The following is a 20,201-nucleotide window of genomic DNA, read 5'->3' on the forward strand; positions in this document are numbered from 1 at the left end:
AAGCTTTTTCCCGCTTTCCGCACTCGCTCATTTCTGTGTTTTTGGCTGCGGCGGCGAAGCCGCCGCAGCCAAAAACAAAGAAATGAGCTCAGACAAAGCTCCAATCTGGGCTAGAGTTGAAGTCGTATTTTAAATATTGGGAATCTGTTATGTGAAAAATTTAACAGCATTACAAACATCAGATTTGAAAAAAATAATAATAATCCAAAATTTGTCATCATTGAAAAACCTTTGAGTTCTTTGCTAAGTAGAGCGGCTTTGTAAACTTAAAAATGGACATAAGTCTTTAAAAATCTTTGCAGACTCTGCGTTAAAAATTAAGCACGATCATTAATGAAGCATGTACAAAAAAATTACGGTTACTTAATATAAAAAGAAAATAATTTTGGTACAGAACTATTTCCCGAAAAAAGTCTGATACAGAAGATAAACATTCAAAATAATAATAATAAACGAAATAATCCAGACACAAATTTTCATGAAAGGCTTATTCACAAATTCCCCCATTTTGGCTTTATCACTTGTAAACATAACAAGCGGCACCACCGCAAAACTCAGTTGCATAGAAAGAATAACCTGACTTAAAACCAGTAAATCCGTAGTTCCTTCTTCACCGTAAAGAATGGCCACAATAAGAGCCGGAATGACAGCGATCAGTCTTGTAATCAGTCTTCTTAACCAAGGCTTCAGCTTAATATTCAAAAAACCTTCCATTACAATCTGTCCGGCAAGCGTTCCGGTAAGGGTAGAATTTTGTCCGGAAGCAAGCAAGGCAATCGCAAAGGCAATACTTGCCATCGAAGCCCCTAAAATTGGAGTCAGCATTTTATAGGCGTCATGAATGTCGGCAACATTTTTATTTCCTGTTGTATGAAAAGTTGCGGCCGCCAGAATAAGAATCGCGGCATTGATGAAAAAAGCAAGCATTAAAGAAACGGTGCTGTCTAAAGTAGCAAATTTGATAGCCTCTTTTTTACCTTCTTGTGTACGCTCGTAATCACGGGTCTGAACAATGCTGCTGTGTAAATACAGATTGTGGGGCATCACGGTAGCTCCCAAAATCCCGATCGCAATATAAAGCATTGCAGGATTCTGAATGATTTCCTTTTGTGGAATCAACCCACCTAAAAGTTCATTAACGGCTGGTTTGGAAATAACCAATTCATACACAAAACAGGCGAGAATAATAAAAATCAGTCCGCCCACAATACTTTCGATCCATCGGAAACCTTTTGCCTGAAGCAGAAGAATGAAAAGAACATCAATGGTCGTAATAACAATTCCCCAGGTAAGAGGAATATGGAAAAGTAAGTTCAATGCAATGGCAGAACCGATAACTTCCGCAAGATCGCACGCTGCAATGGCAATTTCACAGAAGATCCACAGAATAAAATTGGTTGCCGGACTAAAATGATCCCGACATGCCTGCGCCAAATCTCTTTCGGCAACTACTCCTAATTTCACAGACAGATGTTGCAAAACCATGGCGAAAATATTCGAAATTAAAATTACAGAGAGTAGAGTATAGCCAAACTGCGCTCCTCCTGCAATATCTGTAGCCCAGTTTCCTGGATCCATATATCCAACGGCAACCATAAGTCCGGGACCGGCAAACGCAAGATATTTTCTCCAGAAACTTGCATTTTTAGGAACTTTTACGGAAGAATATACTTCGGATAGTGAATGAGATGTTTTATCTTTTCGCCAGGCGGATTTTAATTTCAGATTCATAAATGTTAGAAATGACTAACAAATATAATTAAATAAATGAAAACAGAAAATACCGGAAAACAAAAAATCCCGAAAAATTTCCGGGATTCTGATTTATGTTTTAAAGATTATTTTGTAAATCGTACAGACATTTTTCTGTCAACCGCTCTTTCTTCATTAGATGCAGATGCAGGTACTGTTGCAAACTCGCTTCCATATCCGTCTGCTCCGGTCACCTGAGATCCTACTCCCTGTTTTTCAAGCCATGTCTTAATATAGTTGGCTCTGTCTGCAGAAAGCTTAAGATTTTTGGCTTCGTCTCCGGTTTTATCTGTATAACCACCAATTTTTATTTTTGCTTCAGGATATGCTTTTAAAATAGCCACTAAATTCTGAAGCTGTCCTTCAGATCCTGCTTCAAGTTCTGTAGCGCTTCCCAATTTAAAGTTTACATGGTCAAAATTATACCACGTTTTCTTTAAAGCAGCATCATCTTTAGCATTCTTATAACCACCGGATTTTAAGAATGCAATCATATTGTCTTCCATTCCTCCTTTATATCCTTTTAAAGAAACACCGTTTAAATCGATATTCTCATCAACTTTAGCGTTTGCAGACTTCATTGAAGCTGTATCCGATGTTTTAGCGTTTACCGTATCTGTAACCACTTTGCCGGAGTCCGTCATAGTAGTGGTTGTTGTAGTCCCTTTTTTATCACACTGCTTCCAGATGAAGTAACCTACAGCGATTAGAAGCAATAATGGAAGAAGCCATTTCCAGATAGAACCTCCGCCATCATTATTGTTCCTGTCGGGAAATGTTCCGTTAGGAGCTGTACTTCTGGTAACTTCAATTTTTGGTTCTTCCTTAGCAGGAGCTTTTATTGCATCGCCGTCATTATCAAATTTGTATCTTGCATCCCAGTCTCCCATATTTAAAGAAGCCAGAGAAAGTCCGGCAGGTAATAATGAAGAAATAACTCCTTTCTGGTCACCAAGTAAATTTGAGATTCCTGATTTATCCAGATTATTATCAGCGGCATATTTTCCAATAGAACCTAAAGTTGCTCCTGTAACTAAATTTAAAAGAGAACTTGAAGAATTATTGCTGATCCCTGCGTAAGAAGCAATGCCATTTACCAAACCGCTCAGTTTATCGCCGAAAATTAAAGACAGTAAACTTGAAATGATTGAATTGTTGGAAGAACCACCCATCAGATTACCTAAAATTCCATTAGAAGAAGCTCCTGAAATTGCATCCAAAACGGCAGGATTATCTGAATTGTTTGCTAAACCTCCCACAACGGCAGGCAATAAACCTCCGATTGCTTTTGAAATGGCAGACTCACTTTCCCCAAACTGTGATGCAGCCTGAGACACTAAAGCAGGACCTAATTGTCCTTTAATTAAATCAATAACATTTAAAGACATAATAAATTTATTTTAAAGATTAATGTTGTAATAAATTTAAACAAAAAATAGTCCACTTATTGATTTTTAAAAAAAATCTGCAAAAATTTCAGGAATTTTTGCAGATTTAATAATTTTTTATGTTAAGTCTTAATATGCTTTTGCGAATAAAACACGTCTTTTAGATGGTTTTCCGGAAATTAAGGAAACGCCTTCTTCAATATCATCGTCCAAAGGAATACATCTTATTGTTGCTTTGGTTTCATCCTTAATTTGTTCTTCTTCTTCAACCGTTCCGTCCCAATGTGCATAGATGAATCCTCCTTTTTCTTCCAGAACTTTTTTGAATTCTTCGTACGTATCTACTTTCGTAATGTTGTTTTTTCTGAACTCAAATGCTTTGTTGTAGATATCCTGCTGAATAGTTTTCAGTAATTCTTCAATGTAAGCATCTAAACCGTCAATAGAACGGACTTCTTTTGTTAAATTATCTCTTCTTGCAATTTCCACAGATCTGTTTTCAAGATCTCTTGGTCCCATTGCAATTCTTACTGGTACACCTTTTAATTCATATTCTGCGAATTTCCAGCCCGGTTTGTTCTGTGTATCGTTATCAAATTTTACAGAAATTCCTTTTGCTCTCAATTTAGCCTGAATATCTAAAGCCACTTCGCTGATCTGTGCCAATTGTTCTTCTCCTTTAAAAATAGGAACAATCACAACCTGAATCGGAGCCAGAGTAGGAGGAAGCACCAATCCGAAATCATCGGAGTGTGTCATAATCAAAGCCCCCATCAAACGGGTTGAAGTTCCCCACGATGTTGCCCATGCATGTTCAATTTTACCCTCTTTATTAGTGAATTTCACATCAAATGCTTTTGCGAAATTTTGACCTAAAAAGTGAGACGTTCCTGCCTGTAAAGCTTTTCCGTCCTGCATCAATGCTTCAATACAATAGGTTTCGTCTGCTCCGGCAAATCTCTCTGAAGGTGTTTTCAATCCCTGAATCACAGGAATTGCCATAAAGTTCTCTGCAAAATCTGCATATACTTTATTCATTTTTTCAGCTTCTTCAATTGCTTCATCTTTTGTAGCGTGAGCAGTATGACCTTCCTGCCACAAAAATTCTGCTGTTCTTAAGAAAAGACGGGTTCTCATTTCCCAACGGACAACATTCGCCCACTGGTTGATTAATATAGGTAAATCTCTGTAAGACTGGATCCAGTTTTTATAAGTATTCCAGATAATTGCTTCAGAAGTAGGACGTACAATAAGTTCTTCCTCCAGTTTAGCGTCCGGATCTACAATAAGCTTGGAAGGGTTATCCGGATCTGTTTTCAATCTGTAGTGGGTAACAACCGCACATTCTTTAGCAAAACCTTCTGCGTTTTTTTCTTCAGCCTCAAACAAGCTCTTGGGCACAAAAAGCGGGAAATAAGCATTAACGTGACCTGTTTCTTTGAACTTTTTGTCCATTTCGTCACGCATTTTTTCCCAGATCGCATAGCCGTATGGTTTAATCACCATGCATCCTCGTACTCCTGAGTTTTCAGCTAAGTCGGCTTTTACCACCAACTCATTATACCATTTGCTGTAATCTTCGCTTCTTGAGGTTAATTTTGCCATTATTTTTTTTAATTTTTTTAACTTTTTTATGTTATTGTTATCTAAAAATAAAAATCTATTTTTGATAGATTTTTATAACCGTGTTTTGGTACATTTTTAGTACAGATTGCAAATATAATTTAAATTAAAAATTTTTACGTTATCATGAAAAAAAATATACATAAAAATTTACTAGGAATTTTAAGATCCAAAGGGATTTTAGCAATATCCGGTGGATTGTTACTTATGTCCTGCGGCGCTCAGATGGGCGGCTACAGCGAGACGGACGGCGTTTATTACGACCCGAATAAAGACACACTTCCTGAAGGGGTAATTATTAATGACAGAGGAAACAGGGTAGGAGAAGAATACAACTATTATCAGGATGATACCAATGTAATCCAGAATGCCGAAGCAAATGCTAAGGAAGGGAGATACAGCGACTGGAATAACTACAACTGGAATACCACAGCTACAGATTCAGACTGGGGAAGCTATGCAGGAAGCCAGACCAACTATTATAACAATTCCTGGGGATGGGGTTCTCCATGGGGATGGGGAGGATGGTATGGAGGCTATAATCCTTACTGGGGATATGGTGGCTATGGCGGCTGGAACATCGGACTTTCCTGGGGATGGGGAGGTTCCTGGGGATGGGGCTGGAATATGGGATGGGGATATTCTCCATACTGGAGCTACAATCCATATTGGGGTTGGGGTGGATATTACGGCAATCCTTACTGGGGTTACGGAGGATACTGGGGAGGAGGATATTATGCACCCATGTATAGAAGAAGCGGATCTAACGGCAGAGGCTTTAATTCATATAACGGTGGTTTTGCCAGCAAATATGGCGTAGGTTCCGGAGGTTTCAGAAGAAGCACCAACAATGCAGGCGGATTCAGAGATTCTAACTCGAATTACGGAGGTTTCAGAAATTCCGGCAACAGTGGAGGCTTCAGACAAGGAGACAGTAATGTGGGCGGTTTCAGAAATCAAAGTCAAAGCGGCATAAGATCTCAGGGAGGCTTTAGAAACCCGAATCAGAGTCAGCCAAGACCAAGCTACAATTATCCGCAACAATCGCAGCCAAGATACAATGATGGAGGTTTTAGAAATAACGGAGGCTTCAATAATTCCAACAGCGGAGGCGGCTTCAGATCAGGAGGCGGAGGCTTCGGTGGCGGAAGCGGTGGCGGCGGCGGATTCAGATCCGGCGGTGGCGGCGGAGGCGGTTTCCGAGGCGGCAGATAATTTTAAAAAGCAAAAACTATTCAAAAAATAATGTTAAAAAAATCTTTAGCAATAATGAGTATTTCTGCTGCATTTTTTGCGCAGGCTCAAGATGTTTCTGTGATTAGAAATACAGTGGATGTTTATTCTAATGCCCCGAATGTAGGTTCAGCTAAATTTAACGCAATGGCTGGCTCAAACGGAGCTTTGGGAGGTGATGCAAATTCGCTGCTTACCAATCCTGCGGGTTTGGGAGTAGCCATTTCAGGAGAAATTTCCGGAACATTATCTATCACCAATAACAAGAATACGTCTACTTATGCAGGTTCATCTTTCGGATACAGTGTCAACAAAGGAGATCTTGGGAACTTAGGAGCTGTAATGACGTTTCAGTTATTAAGTGAAAGTGCCTGGAAGTTTATCAATATCGGGGTTAATTATTCTAACCAGTCTATTGAAAATTATATTGAAACTCCGGGAAATAGTAATCTAGTATATGATTTTCCTGATGGTAAAAGTTCATCTTTCGGCAGACATGCCTATGACAGATATGGATATTTATCAAAAACAAGTGTTGGGGTAGGTGCAAACTACAACAATAACCTTTATCTGGGAGCAGGATTGAATTTCTTTAATTCTTCCATTGACCAGTCGGATACAGCAATGTTCAATTCTTTGTCGGATGGAAGTTCAGAGTACTTCAGTAAGCAGAATACGCCATTCTATGAAAAAGGAAACGGTTTCTCGGCTTCATTGGGGGTGATCGGAAAATTAAGTCCGAATTTCAGATTGGGAGCAGCTTTAGAAACGCCTACTTTCTGGAATATAGACAGAAGCTACAACTTCTATAATGATCCGGTTTATGGAGATGATACTGCTGTTGAAAACAGAAAATTAACGACTCCTTTAAAGGCTACTGTGAGTGCTGCATTTATCGCGAGCAAGAGTTTTGCCCTGAATGTAGATTATACATTAGGTCTAACAAAGCCTAAATATAAAGTGTACGGAGATGCCGAAACTGAGCTGAACGACTTCTTTAAAGAAAATTACAAAAATCTGTCAGAAGTAAAGATTGGTGCGGAATACAGGGTTAAACAGTTCAGACTGAGAGGAGGTTATTCTTATGCTTCGAGTCCGTTTGATGCTTTAACGGTAAACCGATACTCGAATAATGGAAGTGTTGATAAAAATCAGTCATATAGTAATCTGATCTTAAACGACAGAAATGCTTTGTCTTTCGGTCTGGGATATGATTTCAGATCATTCTATATTGATGCATCATATCAGAACGTTACTTCAAATTATACCAATCCGTTCTTATACGGTAAAGTAGACGGTAATTACGAAGCAGGATATTATTCTCCAAATCATTTAATCTCAAGTGATGCTTTCGCAGTGTCTGATGTAAAAAATGTAAGAAACAATTTCTTTATTACAGTAGGATGGAAATTTTAATTTCCCGAATAAGTAATGAATAATATTCATATAAAAAGCTCTGAACTTAAATTCAGAGCCTTTTTATTTTCATTAAGTTGATTACCTTAAGTTCGATATAATAAGATTGAAAATTAATTGATTATCAAACTACTGTATTTCATTAATTGTGTTAGTCTTCGGTTCAATGTAAAATTGTCAGATCAAAATTGACTTTAATAGAAATTTAATTAAATTTTGGCTATAGTCTATTTCTATTGTATATTGCTTTTACATCGGATTCACGTTGTTTAGTGGTGATGTCCTATTGGTGCATGACTGTGAAAGAGATGCATGACTAAGGCTAATGAAACTCCTAAAATAACAAGTCCTATTTTCACCCAGTCGATGTTATGGTTCTTATTGCTTTCAAAGATAATTACCGAAGAGATATGAAGGAAAATTCCTCCTACAATAGCCAGAAAATAAGGCTGAAGATCAGGATTGAAATAATTTCCGAGCAGCATTCCCAAAGGTGAAGCAAGTGCAAAAAGCGCAACAATTAATAAGGACGGATAAGAGGGATTAGATTTCGATTCATCTTTTCGGTTAAACAAAAACGCGCCCAAAATGAACGATATCGGAAGATTGTGAAAAACAATTCCCAAGAGATAAGGTGACAATTCCTGTTCTTCGTTCGCCAAAGGAATTCCTTCAATAAAAGCATGAATGAAAAGCCCGACCATTAAAGCGACAGGCAGAATATTATGTTCGCTGTGATGATGAAAATGTCCGTGTTCAAAACCTTTGGTTAAAGCTTCAAGGATCATTTGCAGTAAAACACCGCCGATCACGAAAATGCCCAGACTTCCTCCCGTTTCTGAAGTATAGACTTCAGGAAATACTTCATTCAGACAAATGGTAATCAGAAATCCGGCACTTAAAATCAAAAGATTTTTTGCCAGTTTTTCTTTTTTACCGAAATGCTTTCCCAGAAAAACTCCAGTAATAACGCTTAAAACCAGTAAAAGTACGGTAATCATTATTTTTTCTTGAATAAATTAATGCAACGCAGAGAAGTTTCTTTGTTAAAATCGTTCAGCTGATAATCTCCCCAGATTTTTATTCTCTCAAAACCACATTCAGCTGCATAGGAATTGATCGCATCCAGAGTATGAAGTTTTACTTTTTCGAAGAAATGATACGGCTTTCCGTCTGCTTCAAATTGAATGTCCTTTACAATATGCCTGCCTTCAATTTTCTTTTTTATTCTAAATTCAATATCTCCGCGAACGATGGTAGATTCCGGAACGATGCTTTTTCTTACATATTCTTCATTCAGATAATCCAGAACAAAATATCCGCCCGGTTTTAATGCATTATAAACCGACTGAAACACTTTTTTGTCATCATTTTCATTATCAAAATATCCGAAACTGGTAAAAAGATTAAAAACAGCGTCCATCGGATCTGCGTCTATCGGGTTTCTCATGTCGTGAACATCAAAAAGCAAGGTCTGATTCTCAAACTGCTTATCGAATTCTATACTCTGTCTCGAAAGATCAAGTCCTAAAACATCATATCCGAGTTTATTAAGAAAAACCGAATGTCTTCCCTTACCACAAGCGAGATCGATGATTTTTGAGTTCGACGGAAGCTGCAGTTCGGCAGTAAGTTTTGTGATGAAATTTTCCGCTTCTGTATAGTCTCTGTTGCTGTACAGTACATGATAATAAGGGGTATCAAACCAAGATTCAAACCATTCCATACTGCAAAAATAGTGTTTTTTGAGCGATTGTATGCTGTTGCGAAGCTATGGTTTTTGTAGTTGCAGTGATTTGTATAAACTATAAACTGAGAACCAACCACTAAAATTGCTATTTTTGCAGAATGAATACAGAAAATATACAGATTCAGATAAAAACATTCTTCGGGCTGGAACAGATCCTGGCGGAAGAGATCAAAAAGCTGGGAGGAAGGAAAGTTGAGGTTAAAAACCGTGCGGTAAACTGTGAAGGAGATTTGGGCTTTTTATACAAGATCAATTACTCTGCGAGAACAGCCTTGAAAATTTTGGTTCCGATTCATGAATTTAAGGCTTTCAATCAGCACCAGTTTTACGACAGGCTTTTCAAATTCAACTGGGAAGAATTTATGGATGTGGATCAGTCTTTTGCAATTGATTCTACCGTAAATTCTGAAACATTTAAGCATTCTCAGTTCGTAACGCTGAAAATGAAAGATGCTATTGTGGATTATTTTCAGGAAAAATTCAAAAAACGCCCGAATGTAGAAACCAAAAATCCGGATATTAAATTCCACCTTCATATCGACAGAGAGTTAATTACCATTTCTCTGGATTCTTCGGGAGATCCTTTATTTAAAAGAGGATACAGAAGAGAGCAGGGAGAAGCTCCGATTAATGAAGTTCTGGCAAGTGGAATGCTTCAACTGGCGGGTTGGGACGGAAAAGGTAATTTCCTTGATCCGATGTGCGGTTCGGGAACACTTTTAATTGAAGCGGCAATGATTGCTTTGGATCTTCCTGCACAGATTTTCAGAAGGAGATTTGCTTTCCAGAACTGGAAAAATTATGATGCGGATCTTTTTACCAAGATTAAAGAATTCAGAATCAACAGGGTGAAAGAGTTTACCGGAAAGATCGTTGGCTACGATATTGATGCCAGAATGCTGAATGCGGCAAGAATGAACATCGAAGCAGCAGAAATGGAAGACGTGATTGAAGTAAAGAAACAGAATTTCTTTGATTCCAAAAAAGAACTTTTCCCTTTGTTAATGGTCTTCAATCCGCCTTACGACGAAAGAATTTCTATTAATGATGATGATTTTTACAAGAAAATAGGCGATACTTTCAAAACCCATTATCCGAATACATTGGCATGGCTGATTTCTTCTGATTTGGAAGCGGTAAAGAAAATCGGTCTTCGTCCGTCAAGAAAAATCAAGCTTTTCAACGGAAAACTGGAAACCAGATTTTTGCAGTATGAAATGTATGAGGGAACGAAGAAAGTTCATAAATTAGAAGAAAAATAAAGTGAAAACCTTCCCATTTCGGAAGGTTTTTTTTATTTCTGTTCCAGCTTTGCAATTCTATCTTTTAACTCCTGAATTTCTTTTTTCAGTAAGGAAATGTATTCCTGTTGGTTTTCAAGCAGGTATTCCGGAACGTTACAATATATATTATTGCTTCCAATATAGTTGCCGGAATTATTTTCAAAGTTTTGATGAATTGAATTCTCTTTTTCAGATTGTTTAATTTCATCTACTTCTACGTCCAGTAATTTTGCGATACGTTCCCATTCTTCGTCTTTGATCTCAACTTCACCTTTTTCTTTACGAAGATAATGAGTTTGGCTGATTTTAAGATGTTCGGCAATATCCTGTTGAGAGAAATTTTTTTCTTTCTTTCCTTGATTAATTTTTCTTTTATCATCGGGATTTTTTCATAAATTTAAAATAAAATTATGCGAATAAATTCGAATAATTTAAATTTGGTTTTTATTAGTTAGGGATATAGATTTGTATGAAAGTTTTCCGGAAGAACTTTAAAGAAAATTTTTATCAACAATTAAAAAAACAATTATGAAAAAAGCACTTATGTTTAGTATGGTATTTTTAGGAATATCAACTGTATTTGCATTTCCATTTCGTCCGTCTTGTGGAAAAACAACAGTAGAAGTTATCGGAACCGGAGGAATGACTAATCAACAACTAGCAAACTATCTAGCGCAAATCAATTATGATTTATGTGATGTTTGGCCATCTCATATTATAATTTACTCACATTAATAAATAAGGCAGTCCGTTAATAGGGATTGCCTTTTAAAATAAACCAATGAAACAAGTACTTTTTTTCTGCGTCATTTTTATTTCGATTATCGGTAAATCTCAAACGCCTTTTAATGTGGAATATGAAGCAGATTATAAATTAGTTTATAAAGACCAGAATATACCAAATGCACCTACTCAGGATGCTGCATTTGCTTTATTGATGAACAGGGAAGAATCTTACTTTAAAAATTTAAATAAATATGTCAGTGATTCTTTAAAATATGAAAGAAAATTAAATGATAAAAGTAGTTATAATGACTATTTGAGATATTTTACTCCTTTTGATGAAAATATAGGCATTACCTCAGCTAAGATATATGTTACCGTACCCATTTCAGGGAAGAACTATAAATATGAAGAAAGTAATGATATGAATTGGAAGTTGGAAAATGAATATAAAAAAATCGGAAAATATAAATGTCAAAAAGCTACGGCTAAAAAATATGGCAGAACGTGGACCGCGTATTTCACAAATGAAATACCTTTTCCTTATGGTCCTTACAAATTCAGTAAATTGCCTGGATTGATTTTAGAAGTTTTCGATGACAAAAAAGATTATGTTTTTACACTGTATAAATTTGGAAAAAGAAAATATCTCTGCAAGTCCGCAAACATGAATTCAAAAGCAGAAGCCATACAGAAACAAAAAATTTTTGATTACAAAAGAAAAGAAATGGGCAATCCTAACAAATATTTAGAACATATTGGAGATGAGGAAACAAGACAATTATTAATAAAGAAAAGTTCAGAAAAAGCGAAGAGATATAATCCTATTGAACTCAGTATTTATTGATATGTAAATTTTAAAAGCCTTCTATTTGTGGAAGGTTTTTTTATGATTTTTTAAATAAAAAATATATTTTTGTCAAAAAAACTCAAGCCATGAATTGGAATTTTCTGGATATTTTAGACATTGTATTCGATGCTTTGGAATTGTTTGGAAGTAATTCTTCTTCAGATCTTAGTTATCACGAAAAGCCAAAAAAGTATTTTACAGAAAAATTAAGTGCAGTATTTCTTTTTTCTTCGGGGGTTTTATTTTTTTTCGTATTCAAAGATCCATTGTCTTCTGAAAAATATGTTCAGACATTAATTGTTGCTTCACTTATTGGAGCTGCCATTTCATTTTTATTATTTTTTGTTTTACATTCTTTAGAAAAATACTATTTCAAGAGTGTTTTTCAGTGGCTTTTTTTCAGTGTTTCTGTACTATCTTTTTTTATTTCTTTGGTTTTGTGGGTTTATTTTAAATCAGGACTGTTTGTTTAATTTTATTTCCAATCCTCGACTCTGGAAAGTAAAAAAATGACTAAATAGAGTAAAAATCCTCCGACTATAATTTTAGCTCCCAAAAACAGATCTTCATCATCTTTATTGTTAATAGGTTGTAGAAAAACCCCTGAATAATCGGATACTGCTTTGCCATAGCTATCATAATCAGGATCTGTTATAGTAAGATATTTGAATGTTTTTATTTTTTGAAAATCATAGTTTTGCATTTCAGATTTAATTCTGTTCATAAATATACCCATTTGCATTTCTTCGGGAATAAAATTTGTATCAGAAAGTTCTTCAAACTTCAGAGAATAGTAAGTATTGCTGTTAGGAATAAAATGGTACAGAAAATAAATCTGTAAATAACGGGTTCCGTTATTTGTGTTTTCTTTTATCGTTTTATAAATAATTGGTTCATTGATGACCTCAAATTTCGCGATAAATAATTTGGGACTTCTTGATTCATAAATCTTTTCTACTGTAGTAGTTTTTGCCTTTACACCTTCTTTGTAACTGTTCATAAGATTCATAACACCAAATTGTATTATTAAAATACAAAGCAGCGATGGAAATAAAATGATATCTTTTCTTTTTTCACTAAGCCTAAATTTTTGGATGAATTTCATCTCAATAGAATAAGTAGGAATTAATGTAAATAAGATGGCAAATATCCATGTTCCGAATCCAAATTTTGGAGGAAAAGGATGAATATTAAATAACCAATATGAGGGTATAAAAATAAAGGAAGTTGTAATTAAGCCAATAATAAAAATTATAATAGAATATTTAAATTCTCTAAAACCACTCATCACATTTATGTTTAAAGATCAAAAATACTCAAAAAACAGCTATTACGGTGTAATGTTATTGTTTATCATCTTAAATTAAGCTGTTAATTTCCAAAATCTTTTTGCTCATTCCTTCCTGAATAAGTAATTTTGAAAAATTTTCAGATTTGAAGCCTACCATTTCCATTATCGTTGCTATTTTTAACCGTAAAGACGAACTTTTTGAACTCCTGAATTCTCTTACTGCACAGACAGACAAAGAGTTTGAGATTATTATCGTGGATGACGGCTCATTAATCGATTTAAAACCAACGATTTCAAAGTTCGAAAGTTTTTTAAACATTAAATATTTCCGGAAAGATAATTCAGGGCCCGGTTTATCCAGAAATTACGGTGCGAGAAGAGCGGAAAATGAATGGCTTGTTTTTGTGGACAGTGATGTAATTGTAGAGAACGATTACATCGAAAACATCAAAAAAGATATTCTTGAAATTCCATGTGATGCTTTTGGAGGAGCAGATAAGGCGCATAAAGGTTTTAATTTAATGCAGAAAGCCATTTCTTATTCAATGACTTCTGTTTTTACAACTGGCGGAATCAGAGGAAGTAAAAAAGCCGTTTCAAAATTTCAGCCCAGAAGCTTCAATATGGGCGTAAAAAAGGAAGTATTTGAAAAAGTCGGTGGTTTTTCAGAAATGAGAATAGGAGAGGACCCGGATCTTTCCATGACGCTTTGGGAAAATGGCTTTAAAACTGCTTTCTTTGATGATATTGCAGTCTATCACAAACGAAGAGTAGATTTCGGAAAATTTTCGAAACAGGTGTACCAGTTTGGCTGTGCAAGACCAATCCTTAATCAAAGACATCCGAATTATGTAAAGATTTCATTTGCATTTCCTACCTTGTTTATGCTAGGTTACGTGATGGGATTTATAGAATATTTCATTCTGGGAAAAGGGGTAATTCTTGCATTTTATGGTTTATATACGTTCATGGTACTTTTCCATGCTTTGTGGATCACCAAAAACATCAGCATTGCAGGAATGGCGGTAATCTCCACCTACATCCAGATGTTTTCTTACGGTTATGGTTTCTTAAAATCGTGGATTTTATTAAATATTTTAAGGATGAAACCTGAAGATGCCTTCCCGAAGCATTTTCATAAAGTTTGATTTTACCACTAAAATTTTTAATGAATTACTTTTTAGCGTAAATTTTTTGACGCAAAGATTTTTTAGCAAAGCTTTAATTTAGTCAGTAAAGGCAAATAAATTTGCTACGCAAAGCTTGAAAAATACGCTTTATCAAAGCAACTTATTGATTCTTCTTTGCTCCCTTAAATAAGGGGTATTTAAATTAAACTTTGCGTTAAAAAAAACTATGATTTTCGATTACAGCAAATATTGCTCTGTAGGCACGAAATTTATCTAAAAAAAAATAAAAGCTGTCGAAATCAACAGCTTTTTTACAATAATTAGGATATGGGGATGGTTTCATGGCTGAGAACACCTGTTTTAATCATGCATTCTCTCATCTTTTCATACGTTCGTTCGATATCGTGATCCAGCCCTATTGAGAATCTGATCAGTCCATCGGAAATTCCCATCGCAGCACGTTCTTCCTCCGGAATTTCAGAAGAAGTGGAGCTTCCTGAGCATGAGAATAAAGTTTTATAAAAGCCTAAACTTACCGCAAGATAACCCAGATTTTCCTGCTGCATCAGTTCCATCAGTTCATTCGCTTTTTCTGTGGTTCCCGCGTCTAAAGTCAGCAAACCGCCGAATCCGTACTCTTCGTGCATCATCGTTTTCATCAGTTCGTGGTTTTTATGAGATTTCAATCCGGGGTAAGAAACGCGCAGTCCGTCGTTTTCAAATCTTTGAGCAAGATACATTGCATTGTAACTGTGCTGTTTCATTCTGATGTGAAGCGTTCTGAGATTTTTAAGAATACTTGCAGAACGAAGACTGTCCATCGTAGGTCCCAACAGCATACACGCTCCGTTATTTACGTTTTTCGTATCGTTAATGAACTCCTGAGTTCCGCAGTACACTCCGCCAACGGTATCGCTGCTTCCGTTGATAAATTTCGTTAAAGAATGGATCACGATATCTGCGCCCAAAAGCTTTGGTGAAATGGAAAGCGGAGAGAACGTATTGTCTACGATCAGTTTCAGATTATGCCTTTTACAGATTTCAGAAAGTTTTCTCAGGTCAGCAACTTCTAAAAGCGGATTGCTAACACTTTCACAGTAGATGATTTTTGTGTTCTCGGTAATTGAGTTTTCAACAGATTCAAAATTATTGATATCGACAAACGTCGTCTGAATATTAAATGGCGGAAGAAAATTTTTCATAAAAGCATACGTTCCGCCGTAAATTGTTCTGCTCGAAATAATATGATCTCCGCTTTTGCAGACCTGCATCAGAACCGAAGTAATCGCTCCCATTCCCGATGCGGTAACGTTGGCCGCTTCCGTATTTTCAAGCTTAGCCAAAGCCTGTGCAAGATACAGATTCATCGGGGAAGAATGTCTTGAATACAAATAACATCCTTCTGCATTTCCTTCGAAAGTATCGAACATCGTTTTTGCAGAAAGAAAAGTATAGGTAGAACTGTCTGAAATTGATGGGTTTACTCCGCCAAATTCACCGAAATACTGTAGATCCTGTATTTCGTTGGCTGCATTAAAGTCGTTCATATCGTTTAAATTTTTTATGCTATAAATATGAATAACCTTCAGAATTATTACAATAAAAATTTAAATTATTAGAATATAAAACTATTAAAATTTAGATTAATAGAAAAAAAGTTTATTATATTTGAATTTAATAAACATTTGATTAAAATTTATCTATGAGTTTTGATGATACCGATAAAAAACTGCTCCTTTTTCTGCAGGAAGATTCCAAACAAACCACCAAAGAACTGTCTCATAAGTTAGGTTTGTCTGTTACGGCTGTTTATGAACGCATCCGGAAACTCGAAAATACAGGAGTGATTTCAAAATATGTTGCGATTCTGGACAGGAATAAAATCCAACGAAATTTCATTGTACTCTGTCATATCAAACTCGCTCAGCACAAAAAAGAATACGTCCTTCAGTTCGAAAAAGAAGTGATGAATTTAGAAGAAGTAACCGAATGTTTTCACGTGAGCGGAGACTACGATTATATCTTGAAAATCGGGGTAAAAGATATGGAAGACTATCGAAATTTTATGCTTACGAAGCTTACCACATTGCAGCATATTGCAAGTACCCACAGCTCTTTTATGATCTCTGAAGTAAAAAATACAACCGCAATTATTTTGTAGGTGCAAAAGTCTTTTTTAGGAGCTGTTTCCCGCTTTCCGCACTCGCTATTTTCGTGATCTAGGGTTGCGGCGGCAAAGCCGCCGCAACCCTAGATCCATGAAAATGAGCTCAGACAAAGCTGCAATCGGGGCTAAACCGCGGTCTTAATTTCAATTGAAGACAATTAATTAAACCAAAACCCCATTCTTAGAAGCGATAGGATCAGGCAAATCCGTTTCTCCTGTCATTTGCAGAAGATCAATCTCAATCGTTCTGCAGATCGAAAGCATCGGAATATCAAACATAAGACCCTCAAAAGGATTTTCAGAATAATCTCCAACCAGCTCCATAATAATATAAATCCAGCCAATTGTAATACAAAACGGAATCGAAGCCCAGATTCCCCAGTCTCCTAACTTGGCAAATTCACTCACCAAACCTAACGGAAGCAGCATAATAAAAATGACATTAAAAACGAAGGCGGTACTTGCAAACTGTCTTGGCAAAGGAAACTTTTTAATCCTTTCCGCCTGCCCCTGCAGCGTATAAAATTCATTAAGACAATCCTGCAGTTGCTTTTGGTTGAAGTCTGAAATAACGTTCATGTTTTTAAGCTCATTAATGTCTTTCGACTGCTGAGCAATAAGATAAGTCGCGAAATTTTTATACTGAGACTGCAATTCAGTTTCCTCTTCAGACAAGTATTTGTTGAGGAAAATAGGCGTTCTTCCATAATCAGGAAAACCCGCCTTTATCAGTCGGTTACGCTTATAATCCACACTTTTGAACCGATCTTGTTCTACTTTAATATGTTCCCACTCTGTAGGAATCAGGAGTTGCTCCCTTAACTGATACAGCCATGCAATATGACGGAAAACGATTTTCTTTCTGCGGTCTTCCAGACCAAATGCTCCTACTTTTTCTTCTTTGGTATCAAAAGCATAAACCATCGATCCAAGCATTCTGCTGGAATTTACAATTCCGCCCCAAATTTTTCTTGCCTCCCACAATCTGTCGTAGGCCTGATTATTTTTAAAACCTACCAGAAAAGCTTCTGCAGTACCAATTAATGCTACCGGAACCCACGGAATAATCATCCAGTCCCAATGGAAAAAGTGAAAAAGCACAGCAATTAAAGTGCACCAGATTGAAATCAGAATCACATGAAATCCTGATAAATTGAGAACCTGTCGGTAATTAACGTATTTTGTTGTAATCATATTTGTGCAATTTAATTTTGAACCAGCAAAAAACTTAGCAAAACAGATACCATGTTTTGAAACAGAATTTGAAAAACTTTCACTGGCAGCATATAAATATAAGAAATTAAGACACAAAAAAACCTCTAAAAAAAATTTAGAGGCTTACAATTTTTATTTCAAGCTGAATTAATATTTCAGCATTTCTTCAATTTTATTGGACAGCTTTTCCGCATTCGGAAGCATTTCCTTTTCAAGCACCAAATTGATAGGAACCGCAGGAACATCCAGAGAACCCATCGTTTCTACTGGTGCATCAAGATATTTAAAGCAGTTTTTCGAAATTCGGTGAGCAAAAGCTTCCGCAAAAGAATTGTTTAATTGTTCTTCCGTTAAAACAATACATTTTCCATGCGCTTTTACCCCCTCAAAAACCAGTTCTTCATCCAGAGGAATCAGGGTTCTTAAATCAATCACTTCAACTCTTCCATTGAAATTTTTCGCTGCTTCTTTTGCCCAGTAAATCCCCATTCCGTAAGTAACAATTAATAAAGTTCTGCCTTTTTCGGTTTCCTCTTTATCCGCTTCAATAATTACTTTTCCTTTTCCGAAAGGTAAAATATAATCTTCCGCAGGTTCAATGGTTTTTGCATCCTCCGTTCCCGGAACCTTGCTCCAGTACAACCCTTTATGTTCAAGCATAACCACCGGATTCGGATCGTAGTAGGCTGCTTTTAATAAGCCTTTGAAATCTGCCGCATTGCTCGGATAGGCAATTTTAATCCCTTTGATATTCGCTAAAATACTTTCAACACTTCCGCTGTGGTAAGGACCGCCGCCGCCGTAAGCTCCGATCGGAACACGGATGATATTGCTTACAGGAAATTTTCCCTGACTTAAATAACTCGATTTGGAAATTTCTGTAATTAACTGATTGATTCCCGGATAAATATAATCCGCAAACTGAACTTCAACAATCGGTTTTAATCCGACTGCGCTCATTCCTGCTGTAGAACCAATAATATAAGCTTCCTGAATCGCAGTATTGAAAACCCTTTTGCTGCCGAATTTTTTTCCTAACGTTACCGTTTCACGGAAAACTCCTCCGATTCTTTCCCCAACATCCTGTCCGTACAGCAAAGCTTCCGGATGTTTCCACATCAATTCCTGAATGGCGTGAATCGCAGCATCTACCATCACAATTTTTTCTCCGCCTGCTGGTTCTTTGGTTCCTACTTCTTCTGTAATCGGTGTTGGTGCGAAAACATGATTCATTACACTTTCAGGCTTCGGATCTTCTGCATTTTTAGCCTTTTCAAAAGCTTCTTCAGCTTCAAGGCGTGCTTTTTTCGTAATCTGTTTTAGTAATTCCTCATCAACTCCGGATTCAATCAAATGATTTCTTAGAATATTTCCCGGATCTTTTGCTCTGTGTTTGGTTAAATCTTCCTCGTCTCTGTAAAACTCTCTTCGTACTCCGGATGTGTGGTGACCAATTAAAACTGTTTTTGCGCAAACCACCAAAGGTTTTCTTTCAGTTCTTACAAAATCCACCGCTTTTTTCATTACTTCAAAGCTTTCCACGAAATCTGTTCCGTCTACTCTCATTCTGCTTAAACCCGTGAAACCGGCTACAAAATCATAGGCATCGCACGTTCTTGCTTCCTCCTTGGTTACGGAAATTCCCCATTCATTATCCTGAACAAGGAAAATAATAGGCAACTGATGTAAAGCCGCAAACTGGAAAGCTTCACTTACTTCACCCTCCGTAACAGAATTGTCGCCCAGACTGCAGATTACCACAGGATTATTTTCAAACTGCTGCAATTCGAAATCCTGAATATATTTAATTCCCTGCGCAACTCCCGTTGTCGGAATGGTCTGCATCCCTGTCGCAGAACTCTGATGAATAATTTTTGGTTTATTTTCGTCCCTGCTTGAAGGGTGTGAGTAGTAAGATCTTCCTCCGGAAAAAGGATCATAAGCTTTTGCCAGCAATTGAAGCATCAACTGATAAGGTTCAAAACCGATTCCTAAAAGTATGCTTTCATCACGGTAATATGGGGAAACCCAGTCTTCTTTTTTTAACTGATAAGCCGTTGCCAATTGAATAGCTTCATGACCTCTTGATGTGCTATGAACGTATTTACAGACATTTCTGTTTTCTTCATAAATGTCTGCCATTGCTTTGGCAAGCATCATGTGGTTATAAGCCTTGAGTAATATATCTTGAGAAACCTTTTCGTGAAGTGTATTTTCCATAGAAAGCAAAGATAAACAAAAAATCAAAATACTAACAATCGTTAGTGTTTTTCGGTAATCTGTTGTTTTTCAATGTTCTTGGATGTGTGATTTGCGTTAAAACCTGATTTGTCAAAATCAGATATACATACCATGATTCAGCAGCATTTATAAAAACTAA

At 36.4% G+C, this 20,201-nt stretch carries 18 protein-coding genes; 8 read left to right on the forward strand and 10 right to left on the reverse strand.

Annotated elements, in window-relative coordinates; genetic code table 11:
• Window positions 1-396 precede the first annotated feature (396 nt).
• From WFK35_RS04015 to proS, 3 genes are all read right to left on the reverse strand, one after another.
• Complete coding sequence (locus WFK35_RS04015; protein WP_336731467.1) at window positions 397-1,731, reverse strand: Nramp family divalent metal transporter; 1,335 nt, start codon at window positions 1,729-1,731, stop codon at window positions 397-399.
• Between the two features lie 107 nt (window positions 1,732-1,838).
• On the reverse strand, window positions 1,839-3,140 hold the full coding sequence (locus WFK35_RS04020; RefSeq protein WP_336731468.1) for an OmpA family protein: 1,302 nt from the start codon (window positions 3,138-3,140) through the stop codon (window positions 1,839-1,841).
• 129 nt (window positions 3,141-3,269) lie between these two features.
• Window positions 3,270-4,745 (reverse strand): proline--tRNA ligase, encoded by a 1,476-nt coding sequence (proS, locus tag WFK35_RS04025; RefSeq protein ID WP_336731470.1) that lies wholly within the window; start codon window positions 4,743-4,745, stop codon window positions 3,270-3,272.
• A gap of 144 nt (window positions 4,746-4,889) precedes the next feature.
• On the opposite strand from proS, the gene WFK35_RS04030 reads away from it, so the two are divergent.
• Both WFK35_RS04030 and WFK35_RS04035 read left to right on the forward strand, forming a co-directional pair.
• On the forward strand, window positions 4,890-5,978 hold the full coding sequence (locus WFK35_RS04030; RefSeq protein WP_214589126.1) for a prolyl-tRNA synthetase: 1,089 nt from the start codon (window positions 4,890-4,892) through the stop codon (window positions 5,976-5,978).
• 54 nt (window positions 5,979-6,032) lie between these two features.
• On the forward strand, window positions 6,033-7,412 hold the full coding sequence (locus tag WFK35_RS04035; protein ID WP_235131311.1) for an OmpP1/FadL family transporter: 1,380 nt from the start codon (window positions 6,033-6,035) through the stop codon (window positions 7,410-7,412).
• A gap of 269 nt (window positions 7,413-7,681) precedes the next feature.
• Here the strand turns inward: WFK35_RS04035 and WFK35_RS04040 are convergent, their stop codons facing one another.
• Both WFK35_RS04040 and WFK35_RS04045 read right to left on the reverse strand, forming a co-directional pair.
• Entirely contained in the window at window positions 7,682-8,410 is a 729-nt protein-coding gene (locus WFK35_RS04040; protein ID WP_214591200.1) for a ZIP family metal transporter, read from the reverse strand.
• A gap of 2 nt (window positions 8,411-8,412) precedes the next feature.
• A complete protein-coding gene (locus WFK35_RS04045; protein ID WP_336731487.1) occupies window positions 8,413-9,171 on the reverse strand; it encodes an SAM-dependent methyltransferase in 759 nt (252 codons plus the stop codon).
• Between the two features lie 89 nt (window positions 9,172-9,260).
• On the opposite strand from WFK35_RS04045, the gene WFK35_RS04050 reads away from it, so the two are divergent.
• Entirely contained in the window at window positions 9,261-10,424 is a 1,164-nt protein-coding gene (locus WFK35_RS04050) for a THUMP domain-containing class I SAM-dependent RNA methyltransferase (RefSeq protein ID WP_235131309.1), read from the forward strand.
• A 32-nt stretch (window positions 10,425-10,456) separates the two neighbouring features.
• On the opposite strand, the gene WFK35_RS04055 is transcribed toward WFK35_RS04050, so the two are convergent.
• Complete coding sequence (locus tag WFK35_RS04055) at window positions 10,457-10,810, reverse strand: helix-turn-helix domain-containing protein (RefSeq protein WP_336731488.1); 354 nt, start codon at window positions 10,808-10,810, stop codon at window positions 10,457-10,459.
• A gap of 163 nt (window positions 10,811-10,973) precedes the next feature.
• On the opposite strand from WFK35_RS04055, the gene WFK35_RS04060 reads away from it, so the two are divergent.
• The 3 genes from WFK35_RS04060 (at window position 10,974) to WFK35_RS04070 (ending at window position 12,491) form a co-directional block, all read left to right on the forward strand.
• On the forward strand, window positions 10,974-11,180 hold the full coding sequence (locus tag WFK35_RS04060; protein ID WP_116547447.1) for a hypothetical protein: 207 nt from the start codon (window positions 10,974-10,976) through the stop codon (window positions 11,178-11,180).
• A 46-nt stretch (window positions 11,181-11,226) separates the two neighbouring features.
• Window positions 11,227-12,015 carry a GLPGLI family protein gene (locus tag WFK35_RS04065; RefSeq protein ID WP_302718430.1) on the forward strand — a complete coding sequence of 263 codons (789 nt, stop codon included), beginning with the start codon at window positions 11,227-11,229 and terminating at the stop codon, window positions 12,013-12,015.
• An 89-nt stretch (window positions 12,016-12,104) separates the two neighbouring features.
• Complete coding sequence (locus WFK35_RS04070) at window positions 12,105-12,491, forward strand: branched-chain amino acid ABC transporter substrate-binding protein (RefSeq protein ID WP_336731474.1); 387 nt, start codon at window positions 12,105-12,107, stop codon at window positions 12,489-12,491.
• A 2-nt stretch (window positions 12,492-12,493) separates the two neighbouring features.
• Here the strand turns inward: WFK35_RS04070 and WFK35_RS04075 are convergent, their stop codons facing one another.
• Entirely contained in the window at window positions 12,494-13,027 is a 534-nt protein-coding gene (locus WFK35_RS04075; protein WP_336731475.1) for a hypothetical protein, read from the reverse strand.
• Between the two features lie 425 nt (window positions 13,028-13,452).
• Here WFK35_RS04075 and WFK35_RS04080 point away from each other — a divergent pair, with 425 nt between their 5' ends.
• Entirely contained in the window at window positions 13,453-14,457 is a 1,005-nt protein-coding gene (locus tag WFK35_RS04080) for a glycosyltransferase (RefSeq protein WP_336731476.1), read from the forward strand.
• Between the two features lie 302 nt (window positions 14,458-14,759).
• Here WFK35_RS04080 and WFK35_RS04085 read toward each other — a convergent pair whose 3' ends face one another.
• Window positions 14,760-15,986 carry an aminotransferase class I/II-fold pyridoxal phosphate-dependent enzyme gene (locus tag WFK35_RS04085; protein ID WP_336731478.1) on the reverse strand — a complete coding sequence of 409 codons (1,227 nt, stop codon included), beginning with the start codon at window positions 15,984-15,986 and terminating at the stop codon, window positions 14,760-14,762.
• Between the two features lie 155 nt (window positions 15,987-16,141).
• Here WFK35_RS04085 and WFK35_RS04090 point away from each other — a divergent pair, with 155 nt between their 5' ends.
• A complete protein-coding gene (locus WFK35_RS04090) occupies window positions 16,142-16,600 on the forward strand; it encodes an Lrp/AsnC family transcriptional regulator (RefSeq protein ID WP_336731480.1) in 459 nt (152 codons plus the stop codon).
• 168 nt (window positions 16,601-16,768) lie between these two features.
• Here the strand turns inward: WFK35_RS04090 and WFK35_RS04095 are convergent, their stop codons facing one another.
• Together WFK35_RS04095 and WFK35_RS04100 are read right to left on the reverse strand one after the other, a co-directional pair.
• Window positions 16,769-17,800: a bestrophin family protein gene (locus WFK35_RS04095; protein ID WP_336731481.1), complete on the reverse strand. Its 1,032-nt coding sequence runs from the start codon at window positions 17,798-17,800 to the stop codon at window positions 16,769-16,771.
• A 168-nt stretch (window positions 17,801-17,968) separates the two neighbouring features.
• Complete coding sequence (locus tag WFK35_RS04100) at window positions 17,969-20,041, reverse strand: alpha-ketoacid dehydrogenase subunit alpha/beta (protein ID WP_336731482.1); 2,073 nt, start codon at window positions 20,039-20,041, stop codon at window positions 17,969-17,971.
• Window positions 20,042-20,201: the final 160 nt, after the last annotated feature.

The sequence above is a fragment of the Chryseobacterium sp. VD8 genome (assembly GCF_037149975.1).
Classification (GTDB): Bacteria; Bacteroidota; Bacteroidia; order Flavobacteriales; family Weeksellaceae; genus Chryseobacterium; species Chryseobacterium indicum.